Annotated in this window: 18 protein-coding genes; 7 read left to right on the forward strand and 11 right to left on the reverse strand. The window is 48.0% G+C overall.

The features are described 5' to 3' along the window. Nucleotides 1-412 precede the first annotated feature (412 nt). Together NIES2104_RS00430 and NIES2104_RS00435 are read left to right on the forward strand one after the other, a co-directional pair. Nucleotides 413-4,465 carry a PA14 domain-containing protein gene (locus NIES2104_RS00430; RefSeq protein WP_192843541.1) on the forward strand — a complete coding sequence of 1,351 codons (4,053 nt, stop codon included), beginning with the start codon at nt 413-415 and terminating at the stop codon, nt 4,463-4,465. Between the two features lie 218 nt (nt 4,466-4,683). Continuing rightward, nucleotides 4,684-5,103 (forward strand): hypothetical protein, encoded by a 420-nt coding sequence (locus NIES2104_RS00435; protein WP_202815017.1) that lies wholly within the window; start codon nt 4,684-4,686, stop codon nt 5,101-5,103. Here NIES2104_RS00435 and NIES2104_RS00440 read toward each other — a convergent pair. The 9 genes from NIES2104_RS00440 to NIES2104_RS30630 form a co-directional block, all read right to left on the reverse strand. After that, nucleotides 5,100-5,402, reverse strand: coding sequence for a hypothetical protein (locus NIES2104_RS00440; protein ID WP_059001493.1), 303 nt, complete (start codon nt 5,400-5,402; stop codon nt 5,100-5,102). The genes NIES2104_RS00435 and NIES2104_RS00440 overlap by 4 nt on opposite strands. A gap of 137 nt (nt 5,403-5,539) precedes the next feature. Next, nucleotides 5,540-6,067: a hypothetical protein gene (locus NIES2104_RS00445; protein WP_156426833.1), complete on the reverse strand. Its 528-nt coding sequence runs from the start codon at nt 6,065-6,067 to the stop codon at nt 5,540-5,542. Between the two features lie 495 nt (nt 6,068-6,562). Next, nucleotides 6,563-7,099 carry a ribosome maturation factor RimM gene (rimM, locus tag NIES2104_RS00450; protein ID WP_058994711.1) on the reverse strand — a complete coding sequence of 179 codons (537 nt, stop codon included), beginning with the start codon at nt 7,097-7,099 and terminating at the stop codon, nt 6,563-6,565. 6 nt (nt 7,100-7,105) lie between these two features. Continuing rightward, entirely contained in the window at nt 7,106-8,374 is a 1,269-nt protein-coding gene (locus tag NIES2104_RS00455) for a valine--pyruvate transaminase (protein ID WP_058994713.1), read from the reverse strand. 84 nt (nt 8,375-8,458) lie between these two features. Then, complete coding sequence (gene mazF / locus NIES2104_RS00460) at nt 8,459-8,803, reverse strand: endoribonuclease MazF (RefSeq protein WP_263970875.1); 345 nt, start codon at nt 8,801-8,803, stop codon at nt 8,459-8,461. Then, nucleotides 8,800-9,042, reverse strand: a complete 243-nt coding sequence (locus NIES2104_RS00465; RefSeq protein WP_059001494.1) for an AbrB/MazE/SpoVT family DNA-binding domain-containing protein — start codon at nt 9,040-9,042, stop codon at nt 8,800-8,802. Before NIES2104_RS00465 ends, mazF begins: the two co-directional genes overlap by 4 nt. Before the next feature lie 73 nt (nt 9,043-9,115). Continuing rightward, complete coding sequence (locus NIES2104_RS00470; protein ID WP_058994716.1) at nt 9,116-9,298, reverse strand: hypothetical protein; 183 nt, start codon at nt 9,296-9,298, stop codon at nt 9,116-9,118. 278 nt (nt 9,299-9,576) lie between these two features. Then, nucleotides 9,577-10,530 (reverse strand): isoaspartyl peptidase/L-asparaginase, encoded by a 954-nt coding sequence (locus tag NIES2104_RS00475; RefSeq protein ID WP_058994718.1) that lies wholly within the window; start codon nt 10,528-10,530, stop codon nt 9,577-9,579. A 51-nt stretch (nt 10,531-10,581) separates the two neighbouring features. Continuing rightward, nucleotides 10,582-10,746, reverse strand: a complete 165-nt coding sequence (locus NIES2104_RS30630) for a DUF2256 domain-containing protein (RefSeq protein WP_072218003.1) — start codon at nt 10,744-10,746, stop codon at nt 10,582-10,584. Nucleotides 10,747-10,799: 53 nt separating this feature from the next. On the opposite strand from NIES2104_RS30630, the gene NIES2104_RS00480 reads away from it, so the two are divergent. From NIES2104_RS00480 to NIES2104_RS00500, 5 genes are all read left to right on the forward strand, one after another. Beyond that, the gene (locus NIES2104_RS00480) at nt 10,800-11,534 is read left to right on the forward strand and encodes an RNA methyltransferase (RefSeq protein WP_058994720.1); all 735 of its coding nucleotides are present in this window, start codon (nt 10,800-10,802) and stop codon (nt 11,532-11,534) included. 128 nt (nt 11,535-11,662) lie between these two features. Further along, on the forward strand, nt 11,663-13,015 hold the full coding sequence (locus NIES2104_RS00485) for a serine hydrolase (RefSeq protein WP_058994722.1): 1,353 nt from the start codon (nt 11,663-11,665) through the stop codon (nt 13,013-13,015). Between the two features lie 42 nt (nt 13,016-13,057). Next, nucleotides 13,058-13,291, forward strand: a complete 234-nt coding sequence (secG, locus tag NIES2104_RS00490) for a preprotein translocase subunit SecG (RefSeq protein ID WP_058994725.1) — start codon at nt 13,058-13,060, stop codon at nt 13,289-13,291. Then, entirely contained in the window at nt 13,276-13,944 is a 669-nt protein-coding gene (locus NIES2104_RS00495) for a matrixin family metalloprotease (protein ID WP_058994727.1), read from the forward strand. Before secG ends, NIES2104_RS00495 begins: the two co-directional genes overlap by 16 nt. 44 nt (nt 13,945-13,988) lie before the next feature. Further along, entirely contained in the window at nt 13,989-14,858 is an 870-nt protein-coding gene (locus tag NIES2104_RS00500) for an Rpn family recombination-promoting nuclease/putative transposase (protein ID WP_058994729.1), read from the forward strand. Between the two features lie 239 nt (nt 14,859-15,097). Here the strand turns inward: NIES2104_RS00500 and NIES2104_RS00505 are convergent, their stop codons facing one another. After that, entirely contained in the window at nt 15,098-15,406 is a 309-nt protein-coding gene (locus tag NIES2104_RS00505) for a hypothetical protein (RefSeq protein ID WP_058994731.1), read from the reverse strand. 5 nt (nt 15,407-15,411) lie between these two features. Next, nucleotides 15,412-15,924: a papain-like cysteine protease family protein gene (locus NIES2104_RS00510; RefSeq protein WP_058994733.1), complete on the reverse strand. Its 513-nt coding sequence runs from the start codon at nt 15,922-15,924 to the stop codon at nt 15,412-15,414. Nucleotides 15,925-15,953 lie beyond the last annotated feature (29 nt).

Raw genomic sequence — 15,953 nt, forward strand, 5'->3', positions numbered from 1 at the left:
CGTTCGATATCAATAGGCTTCAGAAGTTCGATCGAGCTTCCAAGTTCAAAGAATTACTTTGAAAAAAGAAAGTTCTTTTGAATTTTCTTTAAAGTTCAGTAGAAACACTCACAGTATTTTCCGATCCAATGGTAAGTTCGAGGAAAGCATCAGGATTTTCCCGCAGACCAGCCTTGCATCCGCCCAGTCGGTCTATTTATCTGGTCTGAATCAAGGGACGCACTATCACTCATTTTCAAATTCACCGCAATTCTCAGGGTCTTACCAACATCAGAGCTATTTAGACCTGCTCCTTAACTTGATTGACCACGCTGAAGCCGCTCGGTTTGAGTTGAGCTGAGTTTCGTGTGTCCCGATCGCACTTCCGATGCGGTGTGTCAGTCCGCACTGTCGTTTTCACGTACGAAGCGAAATGCAGAATTCTTTTAGTTCCTCGAATCTTATAGATTTGAGCCATTCATTGCCTGTTGGCAATCGTTCCCTGTTTGAGACTCCGACGCTGATTCAACCGAGATCAAGCTCTACAGCGCGTCTGGTTTTCATCGATCCATCCGTTGAAAATGCCCAAAGCCTGGTTGATAGCGCGAACGCTGATACGAAAGTGATCCTGCTCGATCGCAATAAAGACGGCATCGACCAAATCAGCGACGTGCTGGCAGGATACCGCAATGTGGAGAGCGTTCACATCGTCTCTCATGGCAGCATCGGCAGCCTCACCCTCGGAAACGCCACGCTCGATCTCAGTACGCTCTCTCGCTACAAAACAGAACTTCAATCCTGGTCAAACTCACTCTCAAGCGATGCTGACATATTGCTGTATGGTTGTAACATCGCGGCGAGTGGCAATCCCTTAATCTCGGAGTTGAGCAAGATCACTGGAGCCGATCTTGCGGCTCCGATCGACACCACCGGAAGTGCAGCCCGTGGAGGAAACTGGACACTAGAGGCGAATACAGGCTCGATCGAAGCGACTTTACCGTTTAATGTCGATCGGCTTTCTGCTTATACAGGGTTACTCGAAACTGGAACCGGACTGCTCGGTGAGTACTTCGATAATATCGACTTCACCGATCCCGTTCTTACGCGCACTGATACCACGGTCAATTTCAACTGGGGGGCTGGCTCTCCTGATCCAGGCATCGGAGCAGACACGTTCTCAGTCCGCTGGACGGGTCAAATTCTCGCACCCACAACAGGAACCTATCAGTTTTTCACCACGACCGATGATGGGGTGCGATTGTTTGTCAATGGACAGCAGGTGATTAACAGTTTTATCAACCAACCCGCGACTGAACGCACCGGATCAATCAGTCTCGTTGCTGGACAACGGTATGACATTCGCATGGAGTACTTCGAGAACGGTGGAAACGCAGTGTCTCGATTGTCCTGGTCAGGTCCGGGCATTACAAAACAAATTATTCCGCAATCCCAACTGTTTAGTGCAGCAGCCCCCCCTCCACCCCCACCCCTCGGTGGAGATGGCAATGGGCTACGCGCCGAATACTTCGATAATATCGACTTCACAGGAACAAGAGTCACCCGCACCGATACGACTGTAAATTTCAACTGGAGCACAGGTTCGCCTGATTCACAGATTGCACCCGATACATTCTCTGCCTTGTGGACGGGTCAAATCCTCGCGCCCAATACAGGTGCGTATCAGTTCTTTACCACAACGGATGATGGGGTGCGATTGTTCGTGAATGGGCAGCAAGTAATTGATAGCTTTATCAATCAAGCGGCGACAGAACGTACGGGAACCATCAATCTCGTGGCTGGACAACGCTATGACATTCGGATGGAATACTTCGAGAATGGTGGACAAGCTTCAGCGCGACTCGCTTGGGCAGGTCCGGGAATTACCAAGCAGATTGTTCCACAGTCTCAACTCTTTAGCAGCACAACACCGCCCCCCCCTCCGCCGACTACGGGAACCGGAACCGGACTGCGCGGTGAGTACTTCGATAACATCGATTTCACCAATCTGAGAGTCACTCGTACTGATACGACTGTGAACTTTAACTGGGGCGCAGGTTCACCGAGTTCTGATATTGCATCGGATACCTTCTCGGTGCGATGGACTGGACAAGTTGAACCGTTGTACAGCGATACTTACACCTTCTTCACCACGACTGATGACGGGGTGCGATTGTTCGTGAATGGTCAGCTTGTGATTGATAACTTTGTTGATCAAGGTCCAACCGAGCGACGCGGTACGATCGCACTTCAAGCCGGTCAGCGCTATGACATTCGGATGGAATACTATGAGCGCACTGGTGGAGCCGTTGCACAACTCGGCTGGTTTAGTGCGAACCAATCACGTCAGATTATTCCTCGAACTCAGCTTTATAGTGCTGCGGTGGTCGCAAATCCTGGAACGATCGTGATGGGAACGAATGCCGCAACCGTGAGTGAAGATGCGGGAACTGCAACCGTGAGAGTCGATCGCATTAATGGTAGTGATGGTGTTGCAACTGTTCGATATACCACAGCAGATGGAAGCGCTTTAGCAGGTTCAGACTATACCACGACCGCAGGGATTCTCACTTTTGCGGCTGGAGAAACGACCAAAACCGTAACCATTCCGATCGTCAATGACACGGTTGCAGAAGGCACCGAAGAATTTGGCTTTGGATTGGGTGAAACTACCGGAGCCGCTTTAGGCATCAACCGCACGGCACGCATCACGATCATTGATAATGATGCACCGACAACCTATGAGTTTAGCGGTGCTAACTACAACGTGAATGAAAATGGTGGACCTGCAACCATTACAGTGCAGCGCAGCGGTAATACTGCGATCGCGGGTAGTATCAACTATGCTACTAGTAACGGAACGGCGACGGCTGGATCAGACTACACTGCTGCTTCTGGAACTCTGAGCTTTGCCGCAAACGAAACCAGTAAGACCTTTGCGATTCCAATTACCGATGATACTGAGGGAGAGCGCAACGAAACGATCAATCTAACCTTGAGCGCTCCGGTCGGTGGTACGTTGGGCAATCAGCGAACTGCAACTTTGACGATCGCGGATAACGATCCCGGTAGTTTCGCTCGTGAATCCGTGATCTCTGGACTCTCACAGCCAACTGCATTCGATTGGACTCCAGGCGGTGAATATCTATTTGTTGCTCAGAAAAATGGAGTCGTTCGCGTTGCCAGAAACGGAGTACTACAACAAACTCCCGCTGTGGATATTTCTGCACAAGTGAACAGTCCACGCGATCGCGGTTTGCTCGGTCTTGCAGTGCATCCTGACTTCTTTACGGGCAATCCGTATGTCTACCTGTTGTACTCGTACGATCCACCCGAAACGGCTCAAGGTACAGGACTAGCAGCCCGTGACCAAGTTGGAAACCGAACAGCACGATTGGGACGATTTACAGCGACTATCAACAATGGTGTTGTGACGATTAATCCTGCTTCTGAAGTCGTGATTTTGGGTAAAAACAGCACTTGGGCGAACATTAGTAGCCCAGACAAAAACAGTACCAGCGATTTTACGATTCGCGAATCTGGTTTAGATGCTAATGGTAACTACATTCAAGACTTCTTGAACCTCGATAGTGAATCGCACTCGATCGGTACTGTGAAATTCGGCACCGATGGCTTCTTGTATGTAAGTAACGGCGACGGAGCATCCTACAACGATGTTGATCCAAGAGCCGTGAGAACATTATCGATCGATAGCTTATCTGGTAAGATTTTGCGGATTGATCCGATTACTGGAGCTGCTCCATCCTCGAATCCGTTCTACAACGGTGATCCACAAAGTAATCGATCGAAAGTCTGGCAGTTGGGACTGAGAAATCCTTTCCGCTTCACCGTTAACAAAGACAATGGACAGGTCTACATTGGCGACGTGGGCTGGACACAATGGGAAGAAGTCAACACCGGACGCGGCGGTGAAAACTTCGGTTGGGTCGCTTATGAAGGCGGAAATGGCACCAGTTTGAGAACAGGCGGGTATCAGAACTTATCGAGTGTGCAAGCGTTCTATAACAGTGGTCGTCCGGTGACCGCTCCGTGGTACAGCTATCGTCACTCGGCAGGCGGTGGGAATGCGATCGGGGTTGGTGATTTCTACACCGGAGAAACGTTCCCAGCGATTTATGATGACAATCTCTTCATCACAGATTTGAGTCGGGGAACCGTCGATGCGCTGATCTTGGATGCGAATGGTGCAGTTTCCGGTCAGCGACGATTTGCAGATGGTTTATTCGGCTTAGCGCAGATTACAACCGGACCCGATGGCAACTTGTACTATGCAAGTCTCGGATCGAATCCAGGAACGGGTGAAATCGGGCGTTGGCGACCCGTTGCCAATCCGACTGGCGGAACTCAGCGACGGATTGGAGGCGGTAGCACTCCGATTCAGATTCGGACAACCAGTGTTACGCCAGATGATCAAACCCTGACCGATGAGCAGCGACGAAATCTGCTGTTCTTGCAGGATGGGGAGTAGTTGTTAGACGCATTGATTTTCTGGGGTAGGGAGTGGGGAGAGTTTTCATTGAGATGGCTCCCCCTACTTCCTACCTTCCCAACAGATTTAACCGAGCGAACTACTTTTTCAGTCCGCGATCGACCGTCTTTCGTGAGTCTCAAAGTTTTTCAGCACTATCGATCGGGCAACACGATAAACTGAGGTCTGTATCACATGCGGAATGATGAGTTATGCGAATGAAAGCGTGGATCGCTGTCGTGATGGCGGCGATCGTGTGGGTGATGAGCACCTCGAATGCGTGGGCATTGACCCAGATTAAGCTATCAGATTTAGGCTATCGGGAATGTCCCCCTGAATTATCGAAAGGAGCCGTTACCGCTGGCGGCATTCCCCAATCGGCGCGGTGCTTCATTGTCTACGGCAAAGCCACGAATCCGACCAATAAACTGATTGTGAATGCTGATATTTTCGGGCGAATCTACGATGCCAATGATGATCCGATCATCGAAAACCGGACGCGATTAGGCGCGATCGAAGAAGTTCCCCCTGGTGTGAGCGAATTCGAGTTTCAGGTGAATGTCCCTGACAATCAGCCGTTACCGTTGCAGCTTTTACAGTTCAAAGCCGCAGGATTCACCGGAACGGTGAGACGCTAGAGATTTACGATCTGTTTGTTTACGTTGCAAAGAATGTCGATCGCTTGATCGGCTGTGATTAATCGCTTCAAAACCACTTGCCCGATCGCCCCAGATTCGACCGAGGGCGAGGGTTTTACCTCAACCATGACGACTTCTGCTTCGACCCGATAAAGCCAGAGCTTTTCGCCATTTTCCCAAACACTTAAATCTAATTGTTCAATCTGCGGTCTGCGTCTCCAAGCGACCTCATCCCATAAGCCGCTCATTCCCCAGACTCGACCCACACACCAACCATCCGAAAGGAAAAAATACTTCACAACCGTCACCAGATCCGCATTTCTGCTTACCCTAGCGCGAAACTGGCTCGATCTCATTTATTCTTAACCAAGTTTTCCATGCGCTCTGATTGGGTGCCATTCTCAAATCAAACAACACCCAAGCTTAGCCAAGTTGATTATTTCCAAGCGCGTTGTTGATAGTTCTGTTTACAGACATTCAGAATTCGACGATCGTTGGCGCTGAGATTTGAGAGCCGATGGTAGCCTTCTAAACCGATCGGAGCAACGACTGGATTTCCACGCGATGCCACAGAATCATTGCGCTCGGTAGCGATGACATAAGGATTTTCAGAGCGATCGTAACTATCAACGACCATTAATGAAACGCGATCGGCTTCTAGCTCACCATACGTGCAATCGAATGACGATCGCGGCATATAAAGTGCACCGACTAACTTTCCTCGCCGTGCTTCAAAGACGAAATAACCTTTACCGATTTCATCGGGGTTAGGGGATTGCCCATATAGGTAAACTCCGTCCGGCAATGTGGTGCTTTGCGCGATTGTATTTTTTTCCAGATTGCGGGGAGCAGCTTGAGCAGGTGCATTCGTCGCCATTAAACCTGTGAGAGCAAGCGAAAACCCAGCGATCATGGGGGTGGCTTGTTTTACAGTAGCGAGGAGGTAAGTCGATAATGCTTTCATGGAATGCCCTCTCAAATTTAATAAGTCTTTAGCAAGGGGTTAAATAAAGTGTTGTTTTTCCTGATTCCACCAGGGGGCTAGTGAATAGTCTGCAACACGGTCTCGGTATTACTACTCCCCCTAGGGAAGTCATTTCGGAAAACGCAGGGCAGAGAATTCAAAAAAGTTTTCGGCGGATTTTGAGGCGGAAAAGAGCACACAGTAAAACAAGCGCGATCGATGTTGTGAGGAAGATTCAACAAAAATCACACTGGAGTTCATTAATAACTATCAAAGCATCTTGTCTGGATAGACTGATCCGACAGAGTGACAGTCTCTCATTTGGCGATCGAAGTAAATTCGCCTTAACCTGTCAATAGAGTGCACCGCTTTACTTTTCTAAATCGGGTATGAGTCGATTCTTATTTAACCTACCATGCAGGATTAATCGAATGTGAGTTTGCAACAAAGGTTAATCCTGAGTTAAATCACTTAATCGTGATAAAAGCACTCAGGCTATAAGTCGAGTAGTCCGGGGGGTGGAGTGATTTCGATTCGTTGTCGAGCGAGATCCACAATCGGGACGATCGCTTCTACAAATGGAATCAAAATTGTCTTCTCTGATCCATCTTCTGGTGTAATTTTGGCGACCTGTAGCAAATCATGTCCGGCAGGAATCACATCAGTGACTTTACCAATTAATTCCTGGGTTACTTGCTCATAGACAGATAACCCGATCAAATCTGCAACATGAAATTCGCCTTCTTCAAGCTCAGGTCGATCGCTATCAGGAACCAGAATTTTGCAGTTTCGCAGGTTTTCGGCAGTGGTGCGATCGTGAATGCCTTTAATTTGAATGACATAGATACCTTTGCCATCGACGTACCGACCGGAGACAAGCTCGATCGCTTCCGGTTCAGTCTGATTGGGTCGCAGTAGCCAGCGGGTTCCTGGTTCCTCGAATCGCTCTGGAAAGTCGGTATTGGGATAAACACGAAGCTCGCCTTTGATGCCCTGAGCCGCAACGATTTTGCCGATTTCTAAATATCCCATGCATTTCTACGATCCATAAACTTGCTGTGCAACTTCTGCGAGTCGCTCCATTGCCGTTTGTAATTCTAGATCGGTTCCCGTGAGACTAATTCTTAAACATTCCTGTTTATGTTGCCATTCCTCTTGTAAGCCTGGGAAAAAGGTACTTCCAGGAACGACAATCACGCCGACTTTTTTAAGTTCTTGGTAAAACTCCCAATCCGTGATGGGCAATTCATCAAGCCACAACCAGGCGAAAATTGCACCTTCTCCGCGATGGAGGAACCAAGGAAGCGATCGCGGCATTGCCCGATCTAATGTTTCCTCGATGATGGCAATTTTGCGCTGATAAAACGGACGAATTACCGTTGTAGAAATCTCAGCTAACTGACCTGATCGAATGGCATGAGCCGCGATCGCTTGTCCGTATCGGGGCGAATGAATGCAAAGATTCGTTTGGAAACACTCTAAAGTTTGAATGATTTCGGGTTCACCGATCGCAATTCCAATTCGTTCTCCGGGCAGTCCCGCTTTCGATAAGCTCATACAGTGAACGACGTTTCCACCAAACACCGGAGCCATCTCAGTAAAGTTCAACGCTGGGAACGGAGGCGCATAAGCAGAATCAATCAGAACTGGAACATCATGAACGGCTGCAAGTGAAGTAATTTTATTCACTTCATCATTGCTCAAAACGTTTCCAGTCGGATTGCAAGGACGTGAGAAAATTACACACCCGGTACTTTCATCGATTTGTAATTGGCTGAAATTTGGACGATATTTGAACCGATGATTTTCGCGATCGATATCCAGTTCTGGTTTATAGGCGATGAGTGCTTCTGGTGTCAGTGTAACCCCGCCATACCCGGTGTAGTCGGGACTTAATGGCAGCACAATTTTTCTCAGTTCACCACTGGCGGTATAGCCACCAAAAGCATTTGCAGCATAAAAATAGAGGCTTTGACTGCCGGGCGTGATGAGAATATTACGATCGCTCAATTGCAATCCGTATCGCTGGTTAAATTCTTGCACGATCGCATCAATCAGCGGCTGATATCCCTGACTTGCACCATAGCGACAAACCACATCGCCATATTCAGGACTCGCTAACAATTCCTCAGTACAATCGCGCCAAAGCTGTTCAACTTCCGGCAAAATCACCGGATTCCCAGCACTGAGATTAATAAAACTCTGTCCCGCCCCTGAGCGCAACGTTTCAATAATGTCTTTCATAATCGCCCGGACACCCGACAGGCGCGACATTTCGATTCCAAGTTGACTCAGTGCAGGATTCATCACAGATTGCAATTTTAGGACGATCTTGATGCTACCGAGTACAGGGCGCGATCGAGCATTAATTTTTGCTGCAATCTGGATTGTTCATAGCAGCAATGCAGTTATTTTTGCTTGAACTTCTTCGATAACTTCTTCTGGAACTGCTTCTACGAATTGAACGTTACGCGCTCTCCAATCAACACACTTAATTTGATCACTCAGAATCACGCCTTGAGTTTTAAGTCCATCCGGTAAAAGCACTTCAAACGCATACCCCTTCTGTTGCTTTGTAATTGGCATCACTAGCGCTAGAGAGGTTTTCTGATTGTAAGAACGCGGTGAAAGGACAAAACCAGGTCTGTGTCCTCTTTGTTCTCGTCCGATCGTTGGATCAAATTCTAGATAAACGATAGCGCCACGATCAGGAACGTAAGCAGTCGATCGCTTCACCAAATTTCATTCCCCACTGCTTCACCAAAGTCAGCGACAGCATGAAGATTTTCAGGCGTGACTCCTTCTAGCAGTTCATCTAACGAATAAGTCTTACGCTTTCTCGGCTTGATGACTAAGGTGCCATCGACTGAGCTAATTTCAATCTCTGCGCCTTCAGAAAGGTTAAGCTCTTTCACCAAATGCTGAGGAATGCGAATCGCAAAACTATTTCCCCACTTTGCAACAGTTGAAGTCATATCAAACAAACTAGAATGTAGATACATTATATCTACAGAGCGCGATCGCACATTAATTTTTGCTGCAATCTGCTCAAATTTGGCGCAATGCTTGTTCGATCTTTTGCACAGCTTCGACTTCACTTAATAGTTGATCCGCTTGACGCAATGTTTCGCTGGTTTTCGCAGCATCGCCGATCGCATAATACGTCACTCCGAGCTGATAAAACGCTTGAGCGATCTCTGCTTTAATTTGATAAACCTGTGCCAGTGCCATACAGTGACTCAGTGGAAGGGTTTTACTGATGCGGAAATTTCGGAGACAAACTCTCAGGGGCAATGAGAGTTTGCAATGAATAGTGAATATCCCTGATATCACTATCCCAGAGAGGTTCTCACACTAGAGGGCTGAGGGGTGAGACCCTCTTTTGAAAACGTCCTTACTCGGTAGACTGCCAATCTATGTAAAAGCATACCTACGCAATTTCCCCAGCACATCCGTAGATACGCATAAGATTCTCAGTAATTTCTAGTCAGTGTACTGAATTCTAACTGTCACACTGTTCCCGTTTGTAGATCGTCAGGCAGTTCTAAAGTATCTCCGATGCGATCGCCAGTATGATACGCCGCCAAAAGTACCTCGCTCGTTTTACCCCAACCGATCGTGCCATCCGCAGCGAGTCCGATCGCGCCTAAATCTCGTCGATTTTGATACGCTTCCCTAAACGATTTTTCAAAGGCTTGATGTAACGACTGTCCATCTGTCACACGGATCACGATTTTTGCTGCTAAACATTCATCGATAATGTCTTCTCCAATTCCGGTACAGCTAATCGCCGCTTGTGAATTTGCGTAATTTCCCGCAGGCATCGCAGAATCACTGACTCGTCCAATTCGCTCAAAGCCTTTTCCACCTGTTGAAGTGCCGACTGCGATCCGACCGTGACTATCTAGCACCACTACCCCGATCGTGCCTCGTCCCGCTGATTCTGAGATCAATTCTTTTTCGGCAACCACACCCGCCATCGCCCGATTAAAATTACCTGCACGCTCTTGAATCCATTCCTGTAAGCGCAGTTCGGTCATCGGGTCGTAAAGCGGCAGTTGCAATTCTCGGAGTAACTCAGCAGAACCAATATCAGAGAGAATGCGATCGTCAGACGTTTGCAGAAATAACGCAAGCTCGATCGGGTTCTTGACTCGTGAGGTATTAATCACACCGCTAAATCGTTGCTCGGTTCCATCCATCAGAGCCGCACTCATGCGAATCTGTCCATCAGACTGCAACACTGATCCAGTTCCAGCGTTAAAACGGGGATCATCTTCGAGCAATTGGCAACCTGCAACAACCGCTTCCGTTGCGGTCGCTCCCGCTAATAAAAGTGCATAAACTTCTTCTACCACTTTGTAAAGCGATCGACGAACCGCATCGGCTCCCCCTTTTCCTTTGAGCGAACTTCCTGCCCCACCGTGAATGATCAATTTTGGCTGAACGCGATCGAGAGACATGACAAGGAACCTCACACAAAACGGATAGCACAAAAGCTTATCACGTCTGGTTTACGGTGACTCAGGTTTCGCCTGGGATTTCCGTTTTCGACAGCGATCGCTACAGTATTTCACCTCGTCCCAGCAGTCCTCCCATTTTTTCCGCCAGGTAAACGGCAAACCGCAGACCGGACAGACTTTAGTCGGTAAATCAGATTTGGCACGATGGCGCGGCATAACAAATTCGGGCTAAAGATGCGTTAATTTTAAAGTCTTTCGCGCTTTTGGATATGTCGGAAACCTTGTCTTCTCAAGTTCGGATTGTGCTGGTCGAACCTGCGGGAGCGCTCAACGTGGGATCGATCGCTCGTGTAATGAAAAATATGGGCTTGAGTCAGTTGGTACTCGTGAATCCTACGTGTGATTTGCAGTCGGATGAAGCGCGGAAAATGGCGATGAGAGCGATCGACGTTTTAGAAGCGGCTCAGATTGTTAAATCGATTCCAGAGGCATTAATCGGGTGTCATCGGGCGATCGCAACGGCGGTTCGATCGCGAATTGATGCCCCGTTAGAACATCCGCGTGAAGCTTTACCTTGGTTACTAGAACCCGGACTAAACACCGCACTGCTATTTGGTTCTGAAGATCGAGGATTGAGCAACGAGGAACTGAAATATGCTCAGCGATTTGTCTACATTCCAACGAGCGATAACTATCAATCCCTGAATCTTGCTCAAGCGGTCGCGATTTGCTGTTATGAGCTATTCCAAGCACCGATGCCAACCGCACCGATTGCAGTTCCTTGTTCACTCGATGATCTCGATCGAGCTTACGAACATCTCGAATCCGTACTGCTCAACATTGGCTACCTCCAGCCACATACCGCTGCGAGTCGAATGGAAAAATTTAGACATATTTTCAATCGTGCTAATCTTTCAGAAAATGATTTATCCTTGCTACGTGGCGTTTTGCGGCAGATGGATTGGGCAGCGAAAGCGCAACCTTCCAAAGATTCGCAGACTTGAGCGGATCAAATTTCCGAAGTCAATGTAAAATCCCTAAAACACGCAGAGTGGCGAAAACGCAACGCACGTTCTGAACTTCAAACCGAATTTCGTAAACCCTTGTTCCTGACGAACGGAGATCAGCATCAATGTGGGATGACACCGACAGTTCAATCGCACCCAATGTAGACCGCGGTGGTCGATCGAATGGCACTACCACCCGTCGCCGCTCCCGTCGTCGAGTTGTCGAAACCCCACCGAAGCCGATTCCACTTTCGTCCCGTCGAGAACGCATCCCACGAGAACCGAAGCGTAAACCGATTCCCGTCGAACGCCCAAAAACGAGCGTTCGCCAAAGTGACCGTCCTCGATCGAAAGAACGTCGCCGCCTCGAAGTCGTTCCCCCGCCCGAAGTTCGGCGCACTCCCCCAGTTAGAAAACCGCAAACGCCCAAAAGTCGATCGGCGTTAGCCTTTCTCTATGGCACTCGATTGTTGATTCTCGGTGTTGGGATTGGTGTGATTGCTGGCACGAGCTTATCGATTTGGGACCCAGCAACTCGATTGGGAGGAACGCCTCAACCTGAAAAGACCGAGCAAGCAAGCCCTTCACCGAGTCCCGCTGTCGCGTCCCAGCTTCAACTGAATCAGGAAATCACAGGGCTGAAAACGCAGATTCAAAGCACGATCGCTCCTCAAACTCAGTTAACGCCAGGATTCATGGTTGTGGATGCTGACACTCACACTTATGTGGATGTCAACGCCTCGAACCCCATCCCCGCCGCCAGCACGATTAAATTCCCGATTCTTGTTGCTTTTTTCCAAGCCGTAGACGAAGGTAAGATTCGGCTTGATGAACCGCTGACGATGCGAAAAGAACTCGTTGCGACTGAATCGGGGGATCTTCAAACTCTGCCCGTTGGGTCACAATTTCCAGCGATCGAAGTCGCGACCAAAATGATCGATATCAGCGACAACACCGCGACGAATATGATCATCGATCGCTTAGGGGGTAAAGATGCCCTCAATCAGCGCTTTCAATCCTGGGGTTTAACCAATACTGCAATTCAAAATCTGCTTCCCGATTTACCCGGCACCAATATCAGTAGCCCGCGTGACATGGTTGCACTTTTGGATGCGGTGAATCGTGGGGAATTAGTCTCGATGCGATCGCACGATCGAATGTTGAATATCATGCGAAAAGTGGCGAACAATTCGCTGATTCCACAGGGATTGGGAGAAGGATCTGCGATCGCTCACAAAACTGGAGATATCGGCATCATGCTCGGTGATGTTGGCATCATCGATTTACCGAATGGCAAACGCTATCTGATGGCGGCAATGGTAAAACGTCCGCACAATGACGATCGAGCAGGCGATCTGATTCGCCAAGTCTCGAAACTCACTTACCAATACTTCAATCAATTGAATGCAGTTCCACCGAGTCCCGCACCGAGTCCACAGGGAGCGCAAACCCCGAAATCGACGATCGCGCAACCCTAATGTTCATATAATGAGAAACGTATCGATCGTAAGTTTGGCAATATGACGTTAATCACAGTTTTGAGATCGATTTGGATGTTTTCTGCGGTCGGAATTGTCATTTTAGTGCTGCTGCATAGTCCAAAAGGAGATGGTTTAGGCGGTTTGGGTGGTCAAGCTCAACTGTTTACCAGCACCAAAAGCGCAGAAACCACGCTCAATCGTGCGACCTGGTTGCTCACCATTCTGTTTATGGGAATCACAGTGATTCTCAGTGCTGGATGGATCGGTCGTTAAGATTTCGACGGTTTAGAACGCATTCGATCGCACTTTTGGCGATTGGGTGCGTTTTGTTTTGGGCGATCGCGGTTCGGGCGCTTCCTGCTCCGCGAATTCATCCCCTTCCAGCAATGTTGGCGCAATGGAACGATCGATCCGGCGATTACTTCGATCAAGTTGAGAAGACTGCTCCAGAGTATCTAATTTGGTCACGCTTTCCGGTGAAAGTCTACGTTCAGCCTGGGGATGCTCGGAGTCAGACTTGGGTAAATCTGATGACGCAAGCGGTGAATGAATGGAAGCAATACTTTCCGTTGGAATTTGTCGATCGACCAGAGAGCGCGGATATTTTTATCGATCGTTCTTCGATTCCCTTAAAGTTTCCGCCAACTGAGCGGGTTCGATTTGCTGATACCCGATTTGAGCTATACGAACAAGATGGCATTCTGCGGCATCGAATGAGGATTCGGATTCAGCCCAATCGCCCGAATCTTTCACTACTAGCGGCAGCACGTCACGAACTCGGGCACGCTCTAGGTATTTGGGGACATAGCCCACTTGAATCTGATGTGATGTACTTCTCGCAAGTCAGAACGCCGCCCGTAATTTCAGCGCGGGATACGAATACATTGAAGCGAGTATATGAACAACCAACGCGATTAGGCTGGTGAGACATCAGATAGTACAATTGAACAGATTTTCGTAATCGTGGAAAATGCGGCGTGACCCTCTGTTCTATAAATTGTTTCAGCAATCACCAGACTTATTGTTTCAACTGATCAACCAGCAACCGGATGATGCAGCCGAGTATCGATTTGATTCTGTTGCAGTCAAAGAACCGAAGTTTGAAATTGATGGTGTGTTTCTGCCGCCTGAATCGGCTGAACCAGGAGTCGTCTATTTCTGCGAAGTGCAATTTCAAAAGGATGAAGAGCTTTATGAACGATTGATCAGCGAATCGGCATTGTATTTTTATCGGAATCGCGATCGCTTTTCAGATTGGCAAGCAGTTGTAATCTATCCATTTCGTAGCACTGAACAAAGTGAAACTCATCCATTTCGATCAATACTCAACTGTGATCAGTTTCATCGCATCTTTCTCGATGAATTAGGAGATCCAGAAACATTGCCTTTGTCGATCGCGGCTGTGGTTTTGACGATCGTTGAACCAGAGGAAGCGCCTGAAGTGGCTCGATCGCTTGTTTCTCGTGCTGAGCAAGAGACATTCACACCCGAAGCAAGGCGCGACATAATAGATATCATCACCTCTATTCTGGTGTACAAATTTGCAACCTTGAGCCGAGCGGAGATTAGAGCCATGATTGGAATCAATTTAACTGAAGAACCTCGTGCGATTCGAGAAGCTAAAGAAGAAGGCAGAGAAGAAGGCAGAGAAGTGATCATCGATCTTGTTACACAAGTACTCAATCAGCGCTTGCAACAAGAACTACCTGAAGAAATGCGATCGCGCTTTATGACTCTGCCATTTCCAGTGCTTGTAGACCTTAGCCGAGCGTGTTCCGGCTTTAATAGTTTGAATGAATTGGAAAATTGGATTACTGATCGCCTTAGATATGAAGGTTAGGAGAGTTGGTGCAGTAGATTAGTCTGCATTCTTCATCTGTTCAATGATTTGCATCGTTTCAACACTCATAGTGCAGACTCGCTGAAGGAGATCGATCACTTGCTCTTTGTAGTCAGCAAAGCGATAGGTGTTGAATTTTTGGGCGATCGTGGGATCTTTTGGTTTTTTCTCTTTGTATTGGTCGAGAATCTATTGAGTTGGTAGCGTAGAATACACTCGCAAGCTGCTTATCGATCTGCCTATTCTGTCAGCATCAATTTTTCAGAGGCTTGATCAAATGTGAGAAAATTTCCAACTTCTACCGGAAACTCTATGACTTCTGCATTTACGCTCTGAATGAGCAAATGAGTGATTTGGTGAATCAGATGTTGATTGAACTTAAAGAATTTTCTAAAGGCTGGATCAGAAGTAATGCCAATGATTGAACGATCGCTGATCGCTACTTCTTCTTGAGCAAAGGGATAGACAACGGATTGCTGACCCACAAGCAGCTTTACATTCCATTGGTTTGTGCCGCTTGATTCAATTGCTAAAACTTGAACATTCATAAGATTCAGCCTAGATAAAAGACAGCCTTTCGGCTCCAAACCTCTAGAAATACTCGTATCTCCATTCTATATGTGGAACCACAATTAGAACCGAATGCACGTCCCCACGGATCGCGAATCAGAAGCTTTCTGTCTGGATCAAAGCCATCAACGACTACAGCATGTCCGATCGACTGTTCATCCTCCCAGAAGCCCGCAATCCATGAGCCAGTTTGATTGAGCGTTTCTAGTAATTCTTCATCGCTTGCACCAGGAAGGGTGACGGCGATTCCTCTCCATTGTCCTGTGAGCGATCGAGCCGCATTGAGTGCATCTGCTAAATCTTCCAAGTCCATTGGAACACCGCCTGCAAGTTGAGCGATGTCTCTCTGGTCAATTTGGATATTGCGATCGAGTAGGACAATTTCGCCGCAGGCAGCAGCGCAGGCATACCGATTAAATTGTCGAATGACGGTTGGATCGTCTTGTTCGTCTAGAACTGCCCAACGACCACCCGCGCCAAATGGGTGTGATTGCATTCGTTTGAGGAAAGCTTCTATTATTGCCG

Origin of the sequence: Leptolyngbya sp. NIES-2104 (assembly GCF_001485215.1) — a bacterium.
Classification (GTDB): Bacteria; Cyanobacteriota; Cyanobacteriia; order Leptolyngbyales; family Leptolyngbyaceae; genus Leptolyngbya.